The 18,914-nt window shown below is 67.4% G+C and carries 18 protein-coding genes and 2 pseudogenes; 13 read left to right on the forward strand and 7 right to left on the reverse strand.

Translation table 11 applies throughout. The features are described 5' to 3' along the window. The 3 genes from ABZ267_RS07025 to ABZ267_RS07035 form a co-directional block, all read right to left on the reverse strand. Positions 1 to 1,002, reverse strand: coding sequence for an alcohol dehydrogenase catalytic domain-containing protein (locus ABZ267_RS07025; protein ID WP_356754518.1), 1,002 nt, complete (start codon positions 1,000 to 1,002; stop codon positions 1 to 3). Continuing rightward, positions 999 to 1,676, reverse strand: coding sequence for an HAD family hydrolase (locus ABZ267_RS07030; RefSeq protein WP_356899706.1), 678 nt, complete (start codon positions 1,674 to 1,676; stop codon positions 999 to 1,001). The genes ABZ267_RS07025 and ABZ267_RS07030 overlap by 4 nt, the downstream gene beginning before the upstream one ends. A gap of 305 nt (positions 1,677 to 1,981) precedes the next feature. After that, on the reverse strand, positions 1,982 to 2,179 hold the full coding sequence (locus ABZ267_RS07035) for a hypothetical protein (RefSeq protein ID WP_356754516.1): 198 nt from the start codon (positions 2,177 to 2,179) through the stop codon (positions 1,982 to 1,984). A 212-nt stretch (positions 2,180 to 2,391) separates the two neighbouring features. Between ABZ267_RS07035 and ABZ267_RS07040 the strand changes: the two are divergent. Continuing rightward, positions 2,392 to 3,432 (forward strand): annotated as a pseudogene (locus tag ABZ267_RS07040) (AAA family ATPase). Continuing rightward, positions 3,429 to 3,989 carry a guanylate kinase gene (locus ABZ267_RS07045; protein ID WP_356754514.1) on the forward strand — a complete coding sequence of 187 codons (561 nt, stop codon included), beginning with the start codon at positions 3,429 to 3,431 and terminating at the stop codon, positions 3,987 to 3,989. Before ABZ267_RS07040 ends, ABZ267_RS07045 begins: the two are co-directional and overlap by 4 nt. 37 nt (positions 3,990 to 4,026) lie before the next feature. Here the strand turns inward: ABZ267_RS07045 and ABZ267_RS07050 are convergent, their stop codons facing one another. Beyond that, on the reverse strand, positions 4,027 to 4,884 hold the full coding sequence (locus tag ABZ267_RS07050) for a DUF1932 domain-containing protein (RefSeq protein ID WP_356754512.1): 858 nt from the start codon (positions 4,882 to 4,884) through the stop codon (positions 4,027 to 4,029). Further along, entirely contained in the window at positions 4,881 to 5,555 is a 675-nt protein-coding gene (locus ABZ267_RS07055; protein WP_356754510.1) for an HAD-IA family hydrolase, read from the reverse strand. Before ABZ267_RS07055 ends, ABZ267_RS07050 begins: the two co-directional genes overlap by 4 nt. A gap of 85 nt (positions 5,556 to 5,640) precedes the next feature. On the opposite strand from ABZ267_RS07055, the gene ABZ267_RS07060 reads away from it, so the two are divergent. From ABZ267_RS07060 to ABZ267_RS07070, 3 genes are all read left to right on the forward strand, one after another. Further along, the gene (locus tag ABZ267_RS07060; protein ID WP_356754508.1) at positions 5,641 to 6,378 is read left to right on the forward strand and encodes a methyltransferase domain-containing protein; all 738 of its coding nucleotides are present in this window, start codon (positions 5,641 to 5,643) and stop codon (positions 6,376 to 6,378) included. A gap of 111 nt (positions 6,379 to 6,489) precedes the next feature. Beyond that, entirely contained in the window at positions 6,490 to 6,951 is a 462-nt protein-coding gene (locus ABZ267_RS07065; RefSeq protein WP_356754506.1) for an ATP-binding protein, read from the forward strand. Positions 6,952 to 7,496: 545 nt separating this feature from the next. Next, positions 7,497 to 8,456, forward strand: a complete 960-nt coding sequence (locus tag ABZ267_RS07070) for a DNA methyltransferase (RefSeq protein ID WP_356754504.1) — start codon at positions 7,497 to 7,499, stop codon at positions 8,454 to 8,456. Here ABZ267_RS07070 and ABZ267_RS07075 read toward each other — a convergent pair. Both ABZ267_RS07075 and ABZ267_RS07080 read right to left on the reverse strand, forming a co-directional pair. After that, complete coding sequence (locus ABZ267_RS07075; RefSeq protein ID WP_356754502.1) at positions 8,410 to 9,024, reverse strand: hypothetical protein; 615 nt, start codon at positions 9,022 to 9,024, stop codon at positions 8,410 to 8,412. The genes ABZ267_RS07070 and ABZ267_RS07075 overlap by 47 nt on opposite strands. 489 nt (positions 9,025 to 9,513) lie before the next feature. Continuing rightward, a complete protein-coding gene (locus ABZ267_RS07080) occupies positions 9,514 to 10,161 on the reverse strand; it encodes an IS5 family transposase (RefSeq protein ID WP_356754500.1) in 648 nt (215 codons plus the stop codon). On the opposite strand from ABZ267_RS07080, the pseudogene ABZ267_RS07085 reads away from it, so the two are divergent. From ABZ267_RS07085 to ABZ267_RS07120, 8 genes and pseudogenes are all read left to right on the forward strand, one after another. After that, positions 10,160 to 10,299: pseudogene (locus ABZ267_RS07085) on the forward strand (IS5/IS1182 family transposase); the annotation flags it as partial. The gene ABZ267_RS07080 and the pseudogene ABZ267_RS07085 overlap by 2 nt on opposite strands. An 880-nt stretch (positions 10,300 to 11,179) precedes the next feature. Continuing rightward, positions 11,180 to 13,909, forward strand: coding sequence for a BTAD domain-containing putative transcriptional regulator (locus ABZ267_RS07090; RefSeq protein ID WP_356754498.1), 2,730 nt, complete (start codon positions 11,180 to 11,182; stop codon positions 13,907 to 13,909). Positions 13,910 to 14,448: 539 nt separating this feature from the next. Beyond that, positions 14,449 to 15,486 (forward strand): helix-turn-helix transcriptional regulator, encoded by a 1,038-nt coding sequence (locus tag ABZ267_RS07095; RefSeq protein ID WP_356754496.1) that lies wholly within the window; start codon positions 14,449 to 14,451, stop codon positions 15,484 to 15,486. Further along, a complete protein-coding gene (locus ABZ267_RS07100) occupies positions 15,483 to 16,109 on the forward strand; it encodes a pyridoxamine 5'-phosphate oxidase family protein (protein WP_356754494.1) in 627 nt (208 codons plus the stop codon). The genes ABZ267_RS07095 and ABZ267_RS07100 overlap by 4 nt, the downstream gene beginning before the upstream one ends. 218 nt (positions 16,110 to 16,327) lie before the next feature. Then, positions 16,328 to 17,200, forward strand: a complete 873-nt coding sequence (locus ABZ267_RS07105; protein ID WP_356754492.1) for a diiron oxygenase — start codon at positions 16,328 to 16,330, stop codon at positions 17,198 to 17,200. Continuing rightward, complete coding sequence (locus ABZ267_RS07110; RefSeq protein ID WP_356754490.1) at positions 17,197 to 18,144, forward strand: hypothetical protein; 948 nt, start codon at positions 17,197 to 17,199, stop codon at positions 18,142 to 18,144. Before ABZ267_RS07105 ends, ABZ267_RS07110 begins: the two co-directional genes overlap by 4 nt. After that, positions 18,141 to 18,653: a holo-ACP synthase gene (locus tag ABZ267_RS07115; protein ID WP_356754488.1), complete on the forward strand. Its 513-nt coding sequence runs from the start codon at positions 18,141 to 18,143 to the stop codon at positions 18,651 to 18,653. The genes ABZ267_RS07110 and ABZ267_RS07115 overlap by 4 nt, the downstream gene beginning before the upstream one ends. Next, a complete protein-coding gene (locus tag ABZ267_RS07120; protein WP_356754486.1) occupies positions 18,650 to 18,892 on the forward strand; it encodes a phosphopantetheine-binding protein in 243 nt (80 codons plus the stop codon). The genes ABZ267_RS07115 and ABZ267_RS07120 overlap by 4 nt, the downstream gene beginning before the upstream one ends. Positions 18,893 to 18,914 lie beyond the last annotated feature (22 nt).

An 18,914-nucleotide genomic window follows, 5' to 3' on the forward strand; every position in this document is an offset into this window, starting at 1 on the left:
TCACGTGTCGGATGTGAGCAGGACCTTGAAGGGGCGAGGGCGGGTTTCGTTGTTCAGGGCAGCCAGTCCCTGCGGCAGTTCGCCGAGGGGGAATCGGTCTCGGGTCATGAGGGCGGCCCAGTCGCCGCCCTTGGCGATTACGTCGATGGCGTCTCGGAAGTCGTCCTGGCCGTCCGCGCGGCAGTACGAGAAGGAGCCGCGCAGGGTGATCGAGCGACGGAAGACGTCGCGCAGGGGGACCGAGAGAACGACGCGGGGGGCGTAGGCGTTCTGGACAAGAACCGTTCCCCCGTCACGAACAGCCCTCAGCGCCTGGCGTATGGGGGCATCGCTCTGACCAGACGCGGCGTCCACCACGGCGTCGCACGCTGGCAGCTCGGCAGAGTGGAGAGTGGTGTGCCGGTCGAGGACGTAGCGCAGTTGATGCGATCGCGAGGGTTCCCTGACCAGCATGTGCACGTCCCACCCAGCCTCTGCCGCACAGATGGCCGTACACACCGCAAGGACGCCGCCCCCGATGATGCCGAGCCGCCCCATGGGCACACGTAGCCCGCAGCGGACTCCGTGCAGGGCCACCGCCATCGGATCGGCGAGGACTCCGTGCGCGGGATCGTGCAGGTGGCGAAGCGGGACGATGCTGCCGCGGGGCGCCTGTACGCAGTCGGCGAGACCTCCGGGAAGATCCCACCCGATGCGCTGGAGTCGTGGGCAGAGGTGGACATGGCCGCGGTCGCAGTAGTGGCACGAGCGGCAGGAAACCAGCGGGTCGATTGCGACCCAGTCACCCGTCTCCGTGTCGACACCGACGATCTCGTGCCCGGGGTACCACGGTTCCGGCAACTGTCCTTGCCAAGGGTGATTGAGCTTCGCGACGTCGCTTCCGCACAATCCTGAGAAGCGTGTCTCGACGAGCGTCGTGTCGCGTGCCGAGGACATGGCGACCGGAGCGGGCAGTCGGCAGAGGACTCCGTTCGCAACCGCCCACGCGTACGGGCCGGTCATCGCTGCCCCCATCTGTCCAGCAAGGTGGGGAGAGCTTCCACATTGGGTATCGCCCTGCCGGACCAGGCGGTCTCGCCGAACGCGAGGCCACTCGGCCCGTCCCGACGCTCCACGCGCACGGCACGCATGCCGGCCCGCTCTGCGCCGGCAAGCTCGTCACCGCCGCCGTCGCCGCAGTAGAGGGCCTGCTTCGGGGAAACACCGAGATCTCCCAGGACCGCGCGGAAGAGCAGACGGTCGGGCTTCACCGCACCCGCCCGGCAGCTGAACACGACAGCGTCGAAGTGTGGCGCGAGGTCGCTTGCGCTCCACGCTTCGGCGATGTCCGGGGACGCGTCGCTGAGGACGGCCAGCCTGGCGCCACCGAGCCGAAGCTGCTCCAGCGCCTGCAGGAGAGAGGCATCGGCCTGGAGACGGACATGGGCGAGCCGGGCCAGGAGCACTTCCAGCTCATCCACACAGGCAGCGGTGGCGTCGCAGCGGGCGACGAGGTGAGCCGCCACCTCGGCGGTGGACGCCATCTGCCCGTCGTGCCTCGCCTGCCAACTGTCGGACAGCACTGACTCAGCGACCGCCGGGGATACGCTCAGGATCGCAGCGAACTGGGCAGCGGCGGCCCTGCGCTCGAACACACTCGGCGCTGCGACGAGCGTGCCGAATAGATCGAGTATCACTGCATTCGGGCGTGGAGCCGGAGCAACAGAACTCCGCTGCGGTGAAGGGCCAAGCAGTACGTCGCCCACTGGATATGTGGCGGGCGCGGACAGGCTCGTCGACACGGAGGTGCCCGTCGGCGGATAGCGCATGGTGAGGCCCATCGGTAGATCGGTGATCTCATGCAGAACCGAACTCTCCGGCTGGCTGGGCCGCGGCCAGATGACGCCTTCTCGGACGTCCGACAGACGAGGAAGGAGGACTTGACTGCCATCAGGTCGAGGCCGCGCTGGGTCGCCAGGGCCCGGCGATGCCGTCGGCGCGCTCACAGCCGTAGCCCTGACAGCAAGTTGGCGATCGACGCCGTGACGTCCTTCGCGAACGGGCCGACGTTGTGGGTCCCGGCGAGATACAGACCGAAAACCGCGCACACAACGGCGTGACCTGCCTTGAGCCCACCTCCACGGCACAAGAAGACGATCACGATGCCGAGGAGCAGCAGGACAGCAACATCGACAGCCACTGCGGAGCCCCCTTCGATCTCGGACGAATAGTGGACACCGAGGCGGGTACTGGGACGACCGCGTCGGTGTGACCATGACAGCGGCTCGGAGCTGTGCGGAGTATCACAAGCCGTTCCTGAAGCTGCTCATCAGCAGCTCATGGCTAGCCGACCTGACTTTTCAACATCCGCTTACACACGGGTTCATGACAGGCAGACTTAGGCTCCGGATCATGACCAGGGATGGGCAGGCGGTAGGCGCGGTGGGTAAGAGTCGCCCGGGGTGGCGCCCGGACAAGTTGAGACAACAACGCGAAGCTCACGGCCTGACGCTCGAGGGCGCGGGCGAGCAGTTGCGCGAGGTGGCCCGGGCCGCCGGGCTCACGGTGCCGGCGGCCAACTTTCAGACGCTGTGGTAGCACGAGCAGGGAGAGGTCTACCCTGGACCGCACTACCGTCGCGCGTACTGCCTTCTGTACCGTGCGACCGAGCCCGAACTCGGCTTCCGTAACGCACTGCCCGACGAGGCCACGAAGCTCAAGTTCACCGCGTCGAGCGAACCGCAGAACGGCGCCCACGTCCTGGCCGTGGAACGGGCGTTGCACCAGCTGGCGCCGAGTGCGGAGGACGCCGACGGAGTGGGCGTCCAGCAGCGAATCCTCGACGCTTGGAAGCGGCGTCACACCGGCGGTGATCCGAACCGGCCGACGCTGATGATGGTCGGAGGCTACGCGGGCAGCGGGAAGTCGGAGTTCGCCCGCTTCGTATCGCAACTCACTGGATGGCCCGTCCTCGACAAGGATCCGATCACGCGCCCGCTCGTCGAGCGCCTCCTTGTGGAAATGGGCAGCGAGCCCAACGACCGGCACACCGACCTCTACCGGGAGAAGGTCCGCCCGCTGGAGTACCAGTGCCTGCTGGAGACCGCGTACGCGAACGTCGACTGCGCGATCAGCACCGTCCTCTCCGCGCCCTTCATCGCCGAGACCACCGACCCTCGGTGGATGCGACGCTTGATCAACCGCTGCGAAGCCCGCGGCGTCTCCGTGGCCGTCGTCTGGATTCAGTGCGACCTCGACACGATGCACGAGTACATCAGCTTCCGGTCCGCAGCCCGGGACAGCTGGAAACTCCAGAATTGGGACACCTACGCTGCCGGGATCGACCTTGAGCTTCGGCCCGTCGTACCGCACTTGGTTGTCGACAACCGGCTCGGCTCCGCGATATCGCTCACGGACCAGGTGCGCCAGGTCTTCGGGACGGTGTTCCAGTGAGGCAGGGCATCCTGCTGTACGGGCCGCCGGCGGCGGGCAAGGGCACGATCACGGCAGCGCTCACCGAACTCAACGAGCGGTACGTGCTGTTCACTCGGCTGAAGATCGGGACCGGGAAGACTCACGGCTACCGGATGGGCACACCAGAGCAGCTGACCGCCCTGGAGGCCCGCGACGATGTCATCTACCGCAACGACCGGTACGGCAACATCTACGTCGTCGACCGCCCCGGCCTCGACCAGGCCATGGAGGGCGGCAAGACCCCCGTCGTCCACCTCGGCCAGATGGCGGGGATGGAGCAGGTGACCGCCCTCTACCCGGCGCGCTGGGTGCGCGTTCTTCTGTGGTGCTCCAAGGAGACCACCGCTCGCCGCTCACCACAGCGCGGTGACACCGACACGGCGGCCCGGCTGGCCGCCTGGGACGCCACTCAGGCCGACCTTGCGGCTCACCCGCGAGCCCAATGGGAACTGCGCGTGGAGACGGACGCGACGGCACCCCATGAAACCGCACAGAGGATCGACGACATCGTCCGCACCACGCCCCCTCGCTCCTGACAGCCAGGACGTCAGCGCCCGCGCGGATGCGACCTGCTCAACTCGGGTTGTCCGGGTCCCGCTCAAGGCGCAGAGCTTCCAGGGCCTCAGCGACATCCAGCCGCTCGTCTCTGTTCCCGTCCCACCGGGCAAGCGTCGCGGCAGCCGCGTGCATAAGGGAGTCCGGCAACCCGGCGTCGGCGAGAAGGGCCGCCGCGTCCTCAAGCTCTGGGCCCCAACGCCAGGCACGAGCAGCGGTCTTGGGGATGTAGTCGGTCTCCACGAGGTAGCTGCGGGTGCGCTTGGCCGCGATCAGCAGCAGCTCGTCCGCGACCCCGTACGTGTCCGCCGCCCCGTAGGCCACGGCAGCCAGCACCCGGGAGACCTTCTGGTAGCTGGAGTACGCGAGCTTGAGTGCGGAAGCTTTGCCGATGCAGTCGCCCAGGACGTGGGTGTGCACGTCGGTGCCGGCGAAAAGCTCGGCGATCCGGTCGGTCTGTTCGACGGCGCCGGAAAGGTAGAGCGTCGGGGACTTGCCGCCCACCGGAGGCGATCCGACCACCGCTGCGTCGATGACCGGCATCGGGGCCAGGCGGTCGGCGATATTCATCACGCGCGACGGCGAGACGGCGTTCGCGTCGACATAGATCGTGCCCGCTTCGGACATGCCGAGCTCGGCTACTTGGCCGCCGGTCTCCTCCGCTGCGGCGGGAGGGCACAGGGAGAGCAGCACATCGGAGCGGGAGACGAGCTCGGGCAGCGCCGCGGCTTCGAGGCCCGCGTGCTCGGCCCGGCGGCGGGTTGTGTCGCTGCGTCCGTCGGGGCACCACAGCACGATGTGGCCTTTCGCGCGCAGCTGGGCGCCGAAGGCGGATCCCATGCTGCCGGGGTGCAACAACCCAACGGTGTTCGTCATGCCGTTGTCCTTGTGTGGTCAGCGGAGTGCAAAAGCAGCAGGTCGATGGCGGCGCGTGCATGCGGCACCACGTGGTCCGGCCTGGGATCGTCCGGTGGCCAGGAGCGGCCGTCGCCGATCCAGATGGTGCGCAGCCCAGCGGATCGTCCGCCGCCGATGTCGTTGACCGGGTTGTCCCCGACCATCCAGCCACCGTCGCCCAGCACGGTGCCGCAGCGGGCCGCCGCCAGGGCGAAGTGCCGGGTCTGCGGTTTGCGCGCGTCGGCCTCCTCGGAGACGAAGACGCCGTCCACGCGCTCGGAGATACCGGTGGCCCGCAGCTTGGCGCGCTGGATGTCCGCCGCACCGTTGGTCGCCACCCCCACCCGCCAGCCGGCCGCACGCAACTCCTCCAAGCCGTCGAGGACCCCCGCCTGGCACGACACCAAGGCCGCGATGTCGGTGCAGTACGTGTGCCACAACTTGGCAGTCGACAAGGGCAGTAGGTACCGGGCGCGGATCGTGTCAAAAGTGGACGGATAGGCCCGCTCAGCCACCATGGCTAGGACATTCGCCTGATCTTCGTCCTCCAGGCCGTGCTGGGCGGTGAACTCTGCGGCCCAGATGGCGAGCGTTCCCCGCCGGTCCACGAGGGTGTTGTCGAGGTCGAAGAGAACTAGAGGCGGCTGCACACCCCGCACCCTAATGCGCCCCGGAAAGCGCCTCCATTTTTCGGCGCACCCCACCCCGAGCAACCTCACACGCAGGAGATCCGTGATGAGTCCCTCCGGTATGCCCTCCATCTACGTTCTCGGCGAGCAGATCACCGCGGTCCTCGCCGATCCCGCCTCCATCCACGGCCTCGCCCGTGCCCTCCGGACCGCCGCCAAGAAGATCGAACTCCACCGCTACCACCACTCCAGCTGCCGCGCCTGGCCCAACGGCCGCATCGACGACAAGCCCGCCAAGGTGCAGATCGGCGGTGGAGCCCACCGCATCGAAGGCTTATTCAACATCGACCTCGTGCCGCCGGCCGATCTCCTCTGGGACATCCGCGAGGGGATTCCCCTCCAAGACGACAGCACCGACGAGATCTTCTCCGAGCACTTCCTCGAGCACATCGACTACCCGCGCTCGGCCAGGCACTACGTCCGCGAGGCCCACCGTGTCCTCGCGGCCGGTGGCCGGATCATCACCGGCGTCCCAGACGCCGCCCTCGCCCTCAACCAGTACCCCGGCCACCTGGACACCTGCGACGAGACGATCGAGCGTTGGTACGCCAAGCGCGACTGCCGCGACGACATCAACACCCGTCTCGACCTCGTCAACCTCGTCTTCCGAGACCAGGACGACGACGCCACGTACACCCCGCAACTGTGGGCTTATGACTACGAGAAGCTCGTCCAGCTCTTCACCGAGGCCGGCTTCACCACCGTCGAGCCCTGGCCCTTCGACCCCAGCATTGCCAGCCTCAAGCGTCGCTGGGGCAGCGTCTACGTCGTCGCAATGACATAGCCCCGTAGGCAGACCGCGAGTTTGGCGCGTCACGGACTCGCGACTCTCCATCAACGCCAAGCGTCCCGAGCCCGTCTGGCCGCGCTGCTGAAGGAATCGCTCTCGTGAACCATGCCCCCCCTGTCCTTTAGCGGACTGACGCTCACTGTTACCACCGACGCGGTCGCCTATGCTCGGCGTCATACCGCCCGTATCCTCCAGCACTGGAACTTCCCCGACGAGGACATCGAAATTGCCCGGCTCATCGTCTCGGAACTGATCGCCAATGCAATTCGGCACGCTCGTCCAGAGGCATCGACAGTCAACGCCGACGTAGGCTACGTCGGACTGGGCACTGTCGGTCTCAAGCTTCGGCCCACGGATCCTGGCGTTCTTGTAGCAGTCAGTGACCAGGACCATCGGTCCCCGACGCGCCGATCCGGCGATAGCAGTGCAGTGGGGGGCCGTGGGTTGTTCCTCACCGACGCTCTGGCCAGTCGCTGGGGGTATTGCCTAGCCGATTCGCACTCGGGGAAAATTGTATGGGCGGAAATAGCGAACTACTTGAAGGTGACCTCAACGCCCTTGACGTAACGGGCCCTGGCTTCGCCGAGCTCGTCCGAATAGACACTTTAGGTGCTGCTTGACCTTTGCGACCTCCGGCGACCGCTACCGTAGCCTAACGCTTACCGAGCGTGAGCGGCTTGCCCGAGGCACATTAGATGCCTCGGACCTAGAAACCTCAGTGATTCCGATGTATCGAGAAGCCGTGCTCGTGAGGATCTGACCGCGTTGACGAGCCCGATGGGGGTCGGGGAGTGCGAGAGGGGAAAGTGGACGCGCCTGACAGAAGCGTGTTGGACAGGGGGCCAAGTAGTCCTGTAACGTTCAGACGTCTGGACGTCTAACGAGGGGGAAGCGATGTCGCCACGCCGCAGCCCGGGCGTTGTTCGCGATGCTATCACGGCGTATCTTGGTGAAGCTTATCCCGAAGCGCGTCATGTGCAAGATATCTGCGCAGCAGTAAACATCAGACTTGATTCCGAGGTGCCGGCATCCTCGGTAAGGTCCTACTTGCGGCTAAATACGCCCAGGCTCTTTTTGCGAACTGGTCACGGGCAGTACAAGTTGGGTTCGAAGTGACCAAAGTTAGCAAGCAGCCCAGTATCTTTCCGGTCCCGGTATTTACGCACGGTCAAGCCAAGCTCTATCAAGGTGATTGCCTGGACTGGCTCGCCAGCCAACCAGATAGCAGTATCCACGGCTGCGTAACAGATCCACCGTATGGGTTGGTTGAATACACCGCGCATGAGCAGAAGAAGTTGCGTTCGAAGAAAGGGGGAGTTTGGCGAATCCCTCCCTCCTATGACGGTCACACACGGTCCCCGTTGCCGCGATTCACCACGCTTACTAGTGCAGATCTAGAAAATTTGCAGCGATTCTTCCTACAATGGGGGGAAGAACTGAAGCGGGTGCTTGTCCCCGGGGGGCATGTGATGGTCGCTGCTAACCCGCTCGTTTCCCATCTGGTGAGTGTTGCTCTTTACAAGGCAGATCTAGAACGACGCGGCGAGATTGTACGCCTAGTACAGACGATGCGCGGTGGAGATCGTCCTAAAAATGCGCACGAAGAATTTGCGGATGTTAGCGTCATGCCGCGGTCGCAATGGGAGCCTTGGCTGCTCTTCCGTAAGCGTCCGGAGGGGACGATCGCCGACAACCTGCGCAAGTGGAAGACTGGCGGCCTACGTCGTATTAGCGCCGAACAGCCTTTTGGTGATGTGATCAGATCGTCGCCTACACGCCCTAAAGAACGCAATATTGCGAACCATCCGAGCCTAAAGCCTCAGGACTTTCTCCGGCAGGTTGTCCGGGCCATACTTCCCTTGGGTGAAGGTGTTGTCTTGGATCCATTTTGCGGCTCGGGTTCAACCTTGGCAGCTGCCGAGGCGATTGGGTACTCCAGTATTGGAATTGAGTTCGACGAATCTTACGTCCGTATTGCCCGAGACGCCATCCCGAAGTTGGCAGAAATGAAGGTCGGGGTCAACGTCAAGAGGGATTGCGATCCAAGTAAACCCAATTCTGCCGGAGCTTAGCTAGGCCGTCGCGGTCGAGTGTCGCCGTACGGGTGCCAAGCCGACCTCGACCATTCTGTCGAAAATCCTCTTCTTCGACGTGTCCAAGGTAAACCTCAGTGAACTTCATCGGAGATCGATTCCAGGCAGGTTCTGTTTCAGAGTCGATCTCATATACGAAGACGCACAGCCACTGCGTTCTTGCGCCATGAGTATCAACGGCGCCGCCGCGCTTGACAGTACTCTTGACCTCTATTCCCTTTTCTCCAGAGCGTGCAGAATCGTTCGAATAGATACCCTGCACGATTAGATCAGGGTGCCCGTTGAAAAATCGATTTTCGCACAAAGTGCGAGAGTGCTTAGCGAGACTAGAGGTCAGCATGTCTGAAATTAGCCCCGAACACATAGCCGGCCTCAGCATGTCCTCAAAACGACGCAGCCCTTTTTCATGCAAATTCAAATTAACGTCATGAAAAAAATCGTAGACGTCCTGCATTGCGGACTCGAAGTCAATAATGCGCAGCTGGTAAGGGAGCGACGGCGCCGGATTGAAGCAGTCAGGGTCGACGGCATTACGGATGAGCGACATGGGACGTCAGTCTAGTCTGTCGACCTCTCTGACGTCAGCGCTGCAGGGGTTTTGGCTGTTTTGGGTATTTTGTCCACGCGTGCTTTAGGTCACAACGTAGCGAGGCTGGTGTCCGTTTTGGATTTTTTGTAATGATGTGACGAATTGACTGAGGGGTGTTCTGGCTATTTGAGCCACTGGTGGCTAGAAAGATTCGTTCGTTAAGGCTGGCGTTTCGGGAGCTGGTCGGAACCGCGCTGGCCGGGAGCAAGGCGGTGCCTACTCTGGACGGCGCCCTGGGGGTGAGGGCGCTGGCTGCAACGCCATGTCTTGCCAGCATGCCTGGGCCCGGATGGAGTCCGTCTGAGAGTCGGGCATAATCGGTGATTGTCGCACCGGCGATCACTCCTCGCCGGTGCGACAGGACATGCGTCAGGGGCCGAAACTGCTCGTGCGGTCCTCGGTGGAGAAGGGCCGCCAAACCTGTGCCTGAAACTCGCCTTACAGCGGCTAACACTTCGACGACCCAGCGGTATTTGCCCAGTCCGGTGCCGCGGCGGGCGATGGCCGGGACGATGCGGCGTTGGCGGACCGGGTTGCGGTAGATGTCGTGGTCTTATCCGCGGTTGGCGAAGAGTGAGTCCGGCTTGCCCGTCGAGGGTGCCCGAGCCGATCTCTAACGGGTGGAATGGCGTCGAGCAGGGGCATGAGCTGCGTGACGTCGTTGTGGTTGCCGCCGGTGAGGATCACGGCGAGCGGGTGCCCTGTCCGTCGGTGATCAGATGGTGCTTCGATCCCGTTCGGCCACGATCGACCGGACTCGGTCCCATCCGGCTCCCCTGTTACGGCCCGCACATGGCTGGACTCGACTACCGCCCGCAACCAGTCGAGGCGGGCCGCAGCATGGAGTTCGGCCAGCAGCATCTCGTGCAGATGCTGCGAGACGCCAGCCTCGTTCCAGTCCCGCAACCTCCGCCAGCACGTCATACCCGACCCGAAGCCCACCTCCTTGGGCGGGTACTCCCACTGGATGCCGGTGTGCAGCACAAAGAGGATGCCGCACAGCACCTGCCGGTCCGGCAGCGGCTTCCGTCCAGGGTGCCGAAACCGGTGTGAGAGCAACGGCTCTACCCGCTCCCACAGAGAGTCCGACACCATCGAACGGACGAGGTCCTGGCTGACCGGCTACCGCCGAGTCAACTACCGCCACGAACGAGAACCAGGCAGGTGCCTGGCCTTCCTCGGCTGGCCGCCGCACTCTGCTGCTACGAACGACTCCTCAAACCGACCATGTAGACACGGTCTTAATGACGGCGAGCTCCCGGCTCGCTCTCTGAAATCAAGTATCCGAGACGAACGAGCCCGCAAGCGCGCCTACTCGTGACCCTTGGGAGTCGGCTGAAAGTGTGGGCTGCCTTCGGTCGACGAGGAATGCCATGTCATGGGTATATGGCGAGCTCGAAGCGTCAAGTCCAACGGTCCCTACGGTGGCCGTCAGTTTGGGCAGTGACATCTGAGAGGAGGGGGCAGCGGGCCGGAAGGCAGTCGCCGTTGCGTGAGCGCTGCGTGAGCGGACTGGGTGGCACGGGGGCGGACCAGCTGTCACGACGATCACGGCTGCAAGTCCCTGATCAGCGGAAGTAGGATTCGATGGCACCGCCCAGCACCTCCCGGGATGATCTTGCAGGACTCGTAATGCGTAGGTCTCGGGTTCGAATCCCGAAGGCGGCTCCACCAAGAACCGCAGGTCAGGTACCTGACCTGCGGTTTCTTGTTTCTCGGTGACCTTGGAGTCAACCTTCCTACCAGCCCGGTCGCCGGAATGTCACCCGTCGAGAACCTCGTACTTCCTCGCCGGTACGCCCATGGCCGCGAAGATGGCCCGTGCCTGTCGTCGTCTCATCACGTCCGCGGCGGCGCCGCTTCCCGGGTCGGCGGAATGGTCGTCGAAGTCAGGCTGACGTAGCGGGAGTCGGCCGCGCTCGCTACGCCCGGCCGGCTCGGCCGGACCCCTCACCCGGCGCCCCCTTCCGCCCTCCGGATGCCCCCTTGCCTGTCCTATTGGTCTAGTCCAAACTGATCCGCGACGAAGCCTCCGGAGAGTCGGCCGCGCGCGGCCCGCAGTGGCGCCGCGGGCCGTGATCGGCGGAGGTGGTCATCGGACGAGGGGGATGCCATGTCAGAGCGGACGTCGGCCGAGGTGCTGTCCCCGGGTGGGCCGGAGGGGGAGCAGGGGGCGTTCGGGCATCGGCTTCAGGCGTACCGGCGGCGGGCCGGGCTGAGTCAGGAGGCGGCTGCCTTACGGGCCGGGATCAGTACGCGGGCGCTGCGGGACATCGAGCGGGGACGGGTTCAGCGGCCGCAGGCCCGTACGCTGCAACGGCTGGCCGAAGTCCTGGAGTTGAGCGGGAGTGAGCTGGCGGAGCTGCTGGCCACCACCCGTACCGGGCCACCGCGCGGCGCCGCCCGGCCCCGGCTGCTCATCCTCGGGCCGCTCGCCCTCCAGCGCGGCCGGGCGCCCGTCCCCGTCACCAGCCCGATGCTGCGCCGGCTCCTCGGCCTGCTCGCGCTCAAGCACCCCGAGCCCTCCACCCAGCGCGAGATCACCGACACCCTCTGGCCGTCCGGGCCGCCCAGCTCGCACCAGAGCCTGATCCACACCTACGTCAGCCAGGTCCGCCGCCTCCTCGACCCCGGCGGACCGCGCACCGCCCCCGCGCCCACCGTCGTCCGCACGCCCACCGGCTACCTCCTCCAGGCGTCCCGGAGCCAGACCGACCTCGGCCACTTCGACGAGTTGCTGGCCCAGGCGGAGCGTCTCCACCGCACGCCCGACCCTCAGGCCGCGTACGAGTCGCTCACCCAGGCGCTGCAGTGGTGGCGCGGTCCCGTGCTCGCGGACGCCGATCCGGTGCTGCGCCAGCATCCGGCCGCCGTGGTCGTCAACGAACGGCGGGTCAAGGCCGTCCTCCTCTACGCCGACACCGCGCTGCTCCTGCGCCGGCCCGAGGAGGCCGTCCCGGTCCTCTGGTCCATGGTCAACACCGAGCCCCTCCACGAAGGCTTGCACGCCCGGCTGATCCTCACGCTCGGCAGCTGCGGCGAGCAGGCTGCCGCGCTCAACGTCTACAGCCGACTGCGCGACCGGCTCGACAAGGAGCTCGGCATCGCACCCAGCGCCGAGGTCCGCGACGCCCACCTGCGGGTGCTGCGCCAGCAACTGCCGCGCGCACAGCACCCGGACCGCCCCGCACCGGCCGGCCGCACCGCCGCCGGGCCGCTCCCGGCCCAACTGCCCGCCATGTCCGGCTCGTACGTCGGACGGCTCCGGCAGATGCGTGACCTGGACGCCCTCGTCTCGCCCGACCCGGCCCGCCGCTCCCATGTGATGGCCGTGGTCGGCGCGCCCGGCGTCGGCAAGACCGCCCTCGCCAAGCACTGGGCGCACGCCCGGCGTGAACACTTCGCGGACGGACAGCTCTTCGTCGACCTGCGCGGCCACTCACCGCTGCCGGCCCTGCGCCCCGGCGACGTCCTGGCGCAGTTCCTCCGCGCGCTCGGCGCACCGCCCGACCAGCTGCCGGCCGACGAGGACGAGGCCGCCGCGCTGTACCGTACGCTCCTCGCCGACCGGCAGATGCTCATCGTGCTGGACAACGCGCGCGACGCCGAGCAGGTCAGACCGCTCATCCCGGGCGCGCGCGGCTGTGCGGTGGTGATCACCAGCCGCAGCCGGCTCGCCGGGCTCGTCGCGAACGACGGCGCCCGCCAGCTCGCCCTCGACGTCCTGGACCCGGACGAGGCCCGCCGGCTGCTCGGCAGCATCGTCGGCGAGTGCGCCGCCTCCGCCGAGGAGGAGGCGGCCCGCCGGCTCGTCCGCGTCTGCGGCGGGCTGCCGCTGGCCATCCGGATCGCCGGTGCCAACCTGGTGGCCCGCGACACCGGCATCGCCGGCTACTGCGCCGAGCTGGCCGGCGACGACATGCTCAGCCGGCTGCGCGTCGAAGGCGACCGGCGCTCGACGGTACGGGCAGCCTTCGACCTCTCCTACCTCGCGCTCCCCGCCGAGGCCCGCCGGATGTTCCGGCTCCTGGGCCTCATGCCGGGCCCGGACGTCTCCGTCAACGGCGCCGCGGCCCTGGCCGACGCCACCTCCGCAGCGGCCGCCGGACTGCTGGTGACCCTCACCGACGCCCATCTGGTACGGGAACGGGGCGCGGGCCGCTTCGGGCTGCACGACCTCGTACGCTCGTACGCCCGCGAGCTCGTCAGCGCCCAGGAGGCGCACGCGGCCCGGCGCCGGCTCTTCGAGTGGTACCTCTACCACGCCGACGCGGCGGCCCGGCTCCTCTACCCGGCCGAGCCCGCACCCGGCCCGTCCGCCGGAGCGGCGGCCTCGGCCGCGCTGGTCTTCTCGGACCACGGCGAGGCCTCGGAGTGGCTGGACAGCGAGCGCGAGAACCTGGCCGGCGCCGTCCCGCAGGCCGCCGGCGCCGGACTCCCGACCCTCGCCTGGCGGCTGGCGGAGAGCCTGCACGGCTTCCTCTCGGTGGGGATGTACATGGGCGAGTGCCTCAAGGTCGCGACCGCCGGCCTGTTCGCCGCGGTGGCGGACGGTGAGCCGCGCGCCCAGGCCGCCGCCCAGCTCCGCCGCGCCGAGTGCCTCTGGCTGCTGGCGGACCGGGCGCAGGCCGTGGAGCTGTTCGGCAGCGCGCTGGAGCTCGCGCGCCAGGCGGACTGGGACGACGGACAGGCGCTGGCGCTGCGCCGGATCGGGGCGGCGCGGCGGGAGGAGGCGGCCGCGCGGCCGGGTTGTGGCCATATGCCCACGTCACATGACCTCTCCGGTCGCGGAGGAGCGGTGGGGTCTCCGGAGAGTGTCGCCGGTGTGGAGCTGATCCGCTGAGGACCGAGCCTTCTCGGGACCGTACGCCGTGGTCTCGTCCTGCCTCCGCTCCGGCGGCAGGACAACTACTCCGGCAGTTGGACCGGTTCTGCCGGTTTCTGTGAAGCCGTCGGCGGTGACCGGTGGAAGTGCAGGTCAGCGGCGGTCTGTTGGGCCGGGGCCGGGCCTCCTGCGTGGATCCGCGCCTCTGGTCCGGCTGGAGGAGACCGACCAGCCCAGGACCGTACTGTGGCCGCACCGAACCGCACGAACAGCACCGCACGCACCGCACCGCACGCACCGCACGCACCGCACCGCACGCACCGCACCGCACGCACCGCACGAATAGCACCGCACGCACCGCACCGAACTGCACGCACAGCACCGAACCGCACGCACAGCACCGCACCGCACCGCAAGGCCAGTCCTCGTGCCGACTCATGAGGTGACGCGTTGCCACAGCTCGACGGTGGCCCGCGCCGCCGTCCGTGCGGGACGCGTTCCGGGTCCCTCTCCTTCGGCCGGGCCACCATCATCCGCGCGCTGAGAATGAGGTAACGATGCAATTCGTGGCACAGGCCCCAGGTCAGGAAGGCTCATGGGCCGACGGCAGCGACGAGTTCGCCGTCGCGTTCTACGAACGGGCCATCGGACGCGGCCCGTTCGAGCCCGCGCGGATCGCCGAGGAGCTGGGCGCGCCGCCGTCGTACGCCGAGCGGGCGGTCGGTGTGCTGCGCGAACTGCGTCTCGTCAAAACGGCGGAGGGCCGGACGGACCGGCTGGTGGCCGTCAGCCCGGAGGCGGCGCAGATGGAGCTGCTGGTCCCGCTGGAGCGGGAGATCCTCGACAGCCGCCACCGACTGGAGGGATTCAAAGGACAGTTGAGCTCCTTCGCGGCGGCGTTCGAGAGACAGTCGCGGACCCGCGCCGAACCGGTGGTGATCACCGGCGACCAGGCCGAGATCGAACTCCGGCTGCTGGAGGCCGCGCAGAGCTGCACCACCGAAGTCCTCGTCATGCAGCCCTGCGTGGCGCGCGAGACGCGTGAACTGCGCCTGGCCCGGCCGCTGGTGCTGGAGGCGCTCCGGCGCGGCGCGCGCGGCCGGATCCTCTACCCGCACACCGCCCGCGGCGACTCCGGCACCCGCGCGCACCTCGGCGAACTCCTGCCCGCCGGCGGTCAGGTGCGCACCACCAAGGAGATGAGCGACCGCTTCCTGGTCTTCGACCGGAAGACCGCCTTCATCCCGTCCGGGGCCGACGGCGAGGACGGCGAGATCGCCGTCGTCTACGACAGTACGGTCGCGGCCTTCCTGGCCGGGCTGCACGCCCGCGTCTGGGAGTCCGCCGTCGACTTCGACTCCGGCGCGGCCGGTTACGCCGGGACCATGGAGGAGCTCAAGGCCACGCTGCTCTCGCTGCTGGCCTCCGGCGCCAAGGACGAGGTCATCGCCCGCCGGGTCGGCATGTCCGAGCGGACGCTGCGCCGCCATGTCGCCACGATCATGCAGGACCTCTCCGCCAGCAGCCGCTTCCAGGCCGGCGTGCTGGCCGCCCGTACCGGCCTGGTCGACCTGGTCCTTGGGAGTGCCGTATGAGCCGCTTCAACCAACTCGCGCAGACCACGGCGGTACGGCAGGTCCAGGAGGAGATGGGCAGCGCCTCGGCGGCCGGGCGGCGGATGCGGGAACAGGCGGAGGAGCCCGATCCGCTCGACGCGCGGTCGGCCGACTTCATCCGGAGCCTCGACGGCTTCCTGTTCGCCAGCGTGGGCGAGACCGGCTGGCCGTACATCCAGTTCAAGGGCGGGCCGCAGGGGTTCGTCCATGTGCTGGACCCGTACACGCTCGCCTTTCTGGACGTCCGGGGCAACCGGCAGTACGTCACCACCGGCAACGTACGCGGCGACGACCGGGTCGCGCTCTTCTTCATCGACCACGCCCGGCAGGCCCGCCTCAAGGTCTTCGGCCACGCCACCGCCGTACGCGTCGACGAGGATCTCGCGCTCGCGGAGCGGCTGGAGTCGCCGCGTACCGAGGGCCGGGTCGAGCAGATCATGACCGTCCGGGTCGAGGCGTACGCCTGGAACTGCCCCAACCACATCACGCCGCGCTTCAGCCAGAGCGAGGTCTCCGAGGCGCTGGCCCCGCTCCACGAGCGCCTCGCGCGGCTGGAGCAGGAGAACGCCGCCCTGCGCGCGGAACTCGACGCCCGGCCGTAGCTCCGTGCGGCTGTCCGGAGCCGGCCCGTGGCCTGCGGCTGTCCGGAAACGGCTGCCGGATCCGGTCATCCAGCGCCTCCGTGAGGGAAATCCCTGACCAGAACCGAAAGGACCACTGGCCGAAATCGGCAGCCGGTTCCGGGCATTGAGGAATCCGTGCCGGGATTCCTAATCTGGATTCAGAAAAGAGCCCTCGAAGCGAACGGAGGAATCACTCGATGGTCAGCGAAGTGATCGACCGGAACGCCCGGTTTCGGGGAATCCTGGACCGGCTCGCCACCAAGTCGATCGACGACTACTACAACCCGTACCGGCTCTTCGAGTGGCCGGACGAGCTCCCGGAGGACATGTGGTGGATGAGCCCCGAGCTCACCACCACGTACGGCACGGAGTGGGCCGAGAAGCTCAGCGCCGAGCAGCTCCACACGCTGTCCAAGCACGAGAGCATCAATTTCTACAGCCTCAATGTCCACGGCATCCGGGAACTGCTCGTCGAGGTCGTCAACCGCATCCACACCGCCGGATTCGAAACGCCGTCGGAATTCTTCCACCACTTTATCGGTGAGGAGAACGAGCACATGTGGTTCTTCGCCGAATTCTGCCTCCGCTACGGCAAGAAGATCTACCGGCAGCCCGCCGGCGGCGCCGAGACGGCCGCGCCGTCGGACAAGGTCCAGAGCCTGCTGGTCTTCGCCCGCATCCTGATCTTCGAGGAGCTGGTCGACCACTTCAACTCGGCGATGGCCGAGGACGAGCGGCTGCACGAGACGATCCGCGGCATCAACCGGATCCACCACCAGGACGAGTCCCGGCACATCGCCTTCGGCCGCGAACTGGTCAACCTGCTCCACCAGGACCTGAAGCGGACCGCCACCGAGCAGGAGCTGGACGAGGTCTCCACGTATCTGCGCCGCTACATGCGGCACAGCTTCGAATCCCTCTACCACCCCCAGGTCTACCGCGACGCCGGCATCGAGCGTCCGCACGAGCTGCGCCGGGCCCTGCTGGAGTCGCCCGCACGCGCCGAGGCCGAGCTGCGCACCTTCCGTAAGACCGCCAAGTTCCTGGAGAAGACGGGACTCATCCGATGACGGTGACCGGACCGACCCGAGAGGCCGGACCGACCCGGGAGGCCGGAGCAACCGAAGCGGCCGGAGCGGCCGGATCGACGCGGCCGACGCGTCTGACCGGCAGCGACGGTGAGCAGGCCCTGGCCATCCTGGGACCGCGCGCCACCGCGCTCGTCAAGGAGCTCGACCGGGTCTTCACCGGCTGGGGCCTGGCGGACGGCGGCGAGGAGATCAGCGCTCCGCCGCTCTTCCCGGTGACCGACCTGGAGAAGTTCGACGTCTACACCAACTTCCCGCACCTCGCCTGGGTGGCCGGTTCGCTGGAGCTGACGGAGGATCAGTTCAAGCCGGTGGACGGGCGGTTCGGGCCCGGTGCCGTGGCCGAGGCGCGGTACGGGCTGCCGCACGCCACCTGCTACGGCGCGTACCTCTTCCACGAAGGCGGCCAGGTCGCCGACGACTCGCTGGTGACCCTGGTCAACCGCTGCTTCCGCAAGGAGGACCACTACAGCGGGCTGCGCCGGCTCGCCAGCTTCCAGATGCGCGAGATCGTCGCGCTCGGCAGCTTCGACCACACCCAGGAGGTGCTGGCCCGCTTCACCGGACGCATCCAGTCCTTCGCCGCCGCGCTCGGCATCGAGCTGGGCCGCGAGGCGGCCGGTGACCCGTTCTTCCGGAACGACAGCGGACGGGCCCTGATGCAGAAGCTGAGCCCGGTCAAGTACGAGTTCCAGTACGGCGATCTCGCCATCGCCTCGGTCAACACCCACCGCAACTTCTTCGGCGAGCGGTGCTCGATCCGGCTGGACTCCGGCGAGCACGCCTACACCTCCTGTGTGGCCTTCGGGCTGGAGCGGTGGCTCGCCGTGCTGACCGAGCACTTCGACGGGGACCTCGACGTGGCGCTCGCCGCCGTACGTACAGCCGGGCCGGATGCCGTACGCACCGCCGCAGAACCGTCGTGAGCCAGCCGCTGATCGGCGTCGACCTCGTCCCGCTCGCCCGGGTCGGCGAGCTGCTCGACCCCGCCACCGGGCCGGTGCTCGGCCGGTTCCTCTCCGCCGGTGAGCTGGCCGCTTCCCGGACTCCGGACGGCGAGCCGGACCGGGCCGGGATCGCCGGACGGCTGGCCGCCAAGGAGGCCGTCTTCAAGCTGCTCGGAGCGGTCGGCCGGCCGGTGCCCTGGCAGGGCATCGAGGTCCTGCGCGGACCCGGCGGCCGGCCCGGTGTCCGGCTCTCCGGCGTGGCGGCCGAGTTGGCGCAGCACGCCGGACTCGGCCCCATCGACATCAGCATCAGCCACGACGGCGGCTTCGCGATCGCCGTCGCGGCGGCCACCACCTCGCGACCGTCCCGACCGTCCCATCTCGCCGGATCAATGACTTCGACCGGATCGGTGACTTCGACCGGATCAATGACCTCGACCGGATCAATGACCTCGACCGGATCAGTGACTTCGAAGGGAATGCCATGAGTTCCGCAGGTTCCGCAGGTATCGACAAGGTCCGGGACTGGATCCTCGGCCGCCACCCCGAGCGCACCGAGCTCGCCGCCGACGTCGACCTCATCGAGAGCCGGCTGGTCGACTCGCTCGCCTTCGTCGAGCTCGTCTACACCATCGAGGACGCGGCGGGCGTCGAGATCGACTTCGACGCCATCGACATCGAGGACTTCCAGACGCTCGCGACCATCGAGAAGGCGTTCTTCGCCTGATCCCGCGGTTTCGCCCGATCCC

It is taken from the genome of Streptomyces sp. NPDC006174, assembly GCF_040614075.1.
In the GTDB taxonomy this organism is placed as follows: domain Bacteria; phylum Actinomycetota; class Actinomycetes; order Streptomycetales; family Streptomycetaceae; genus Streptomyces.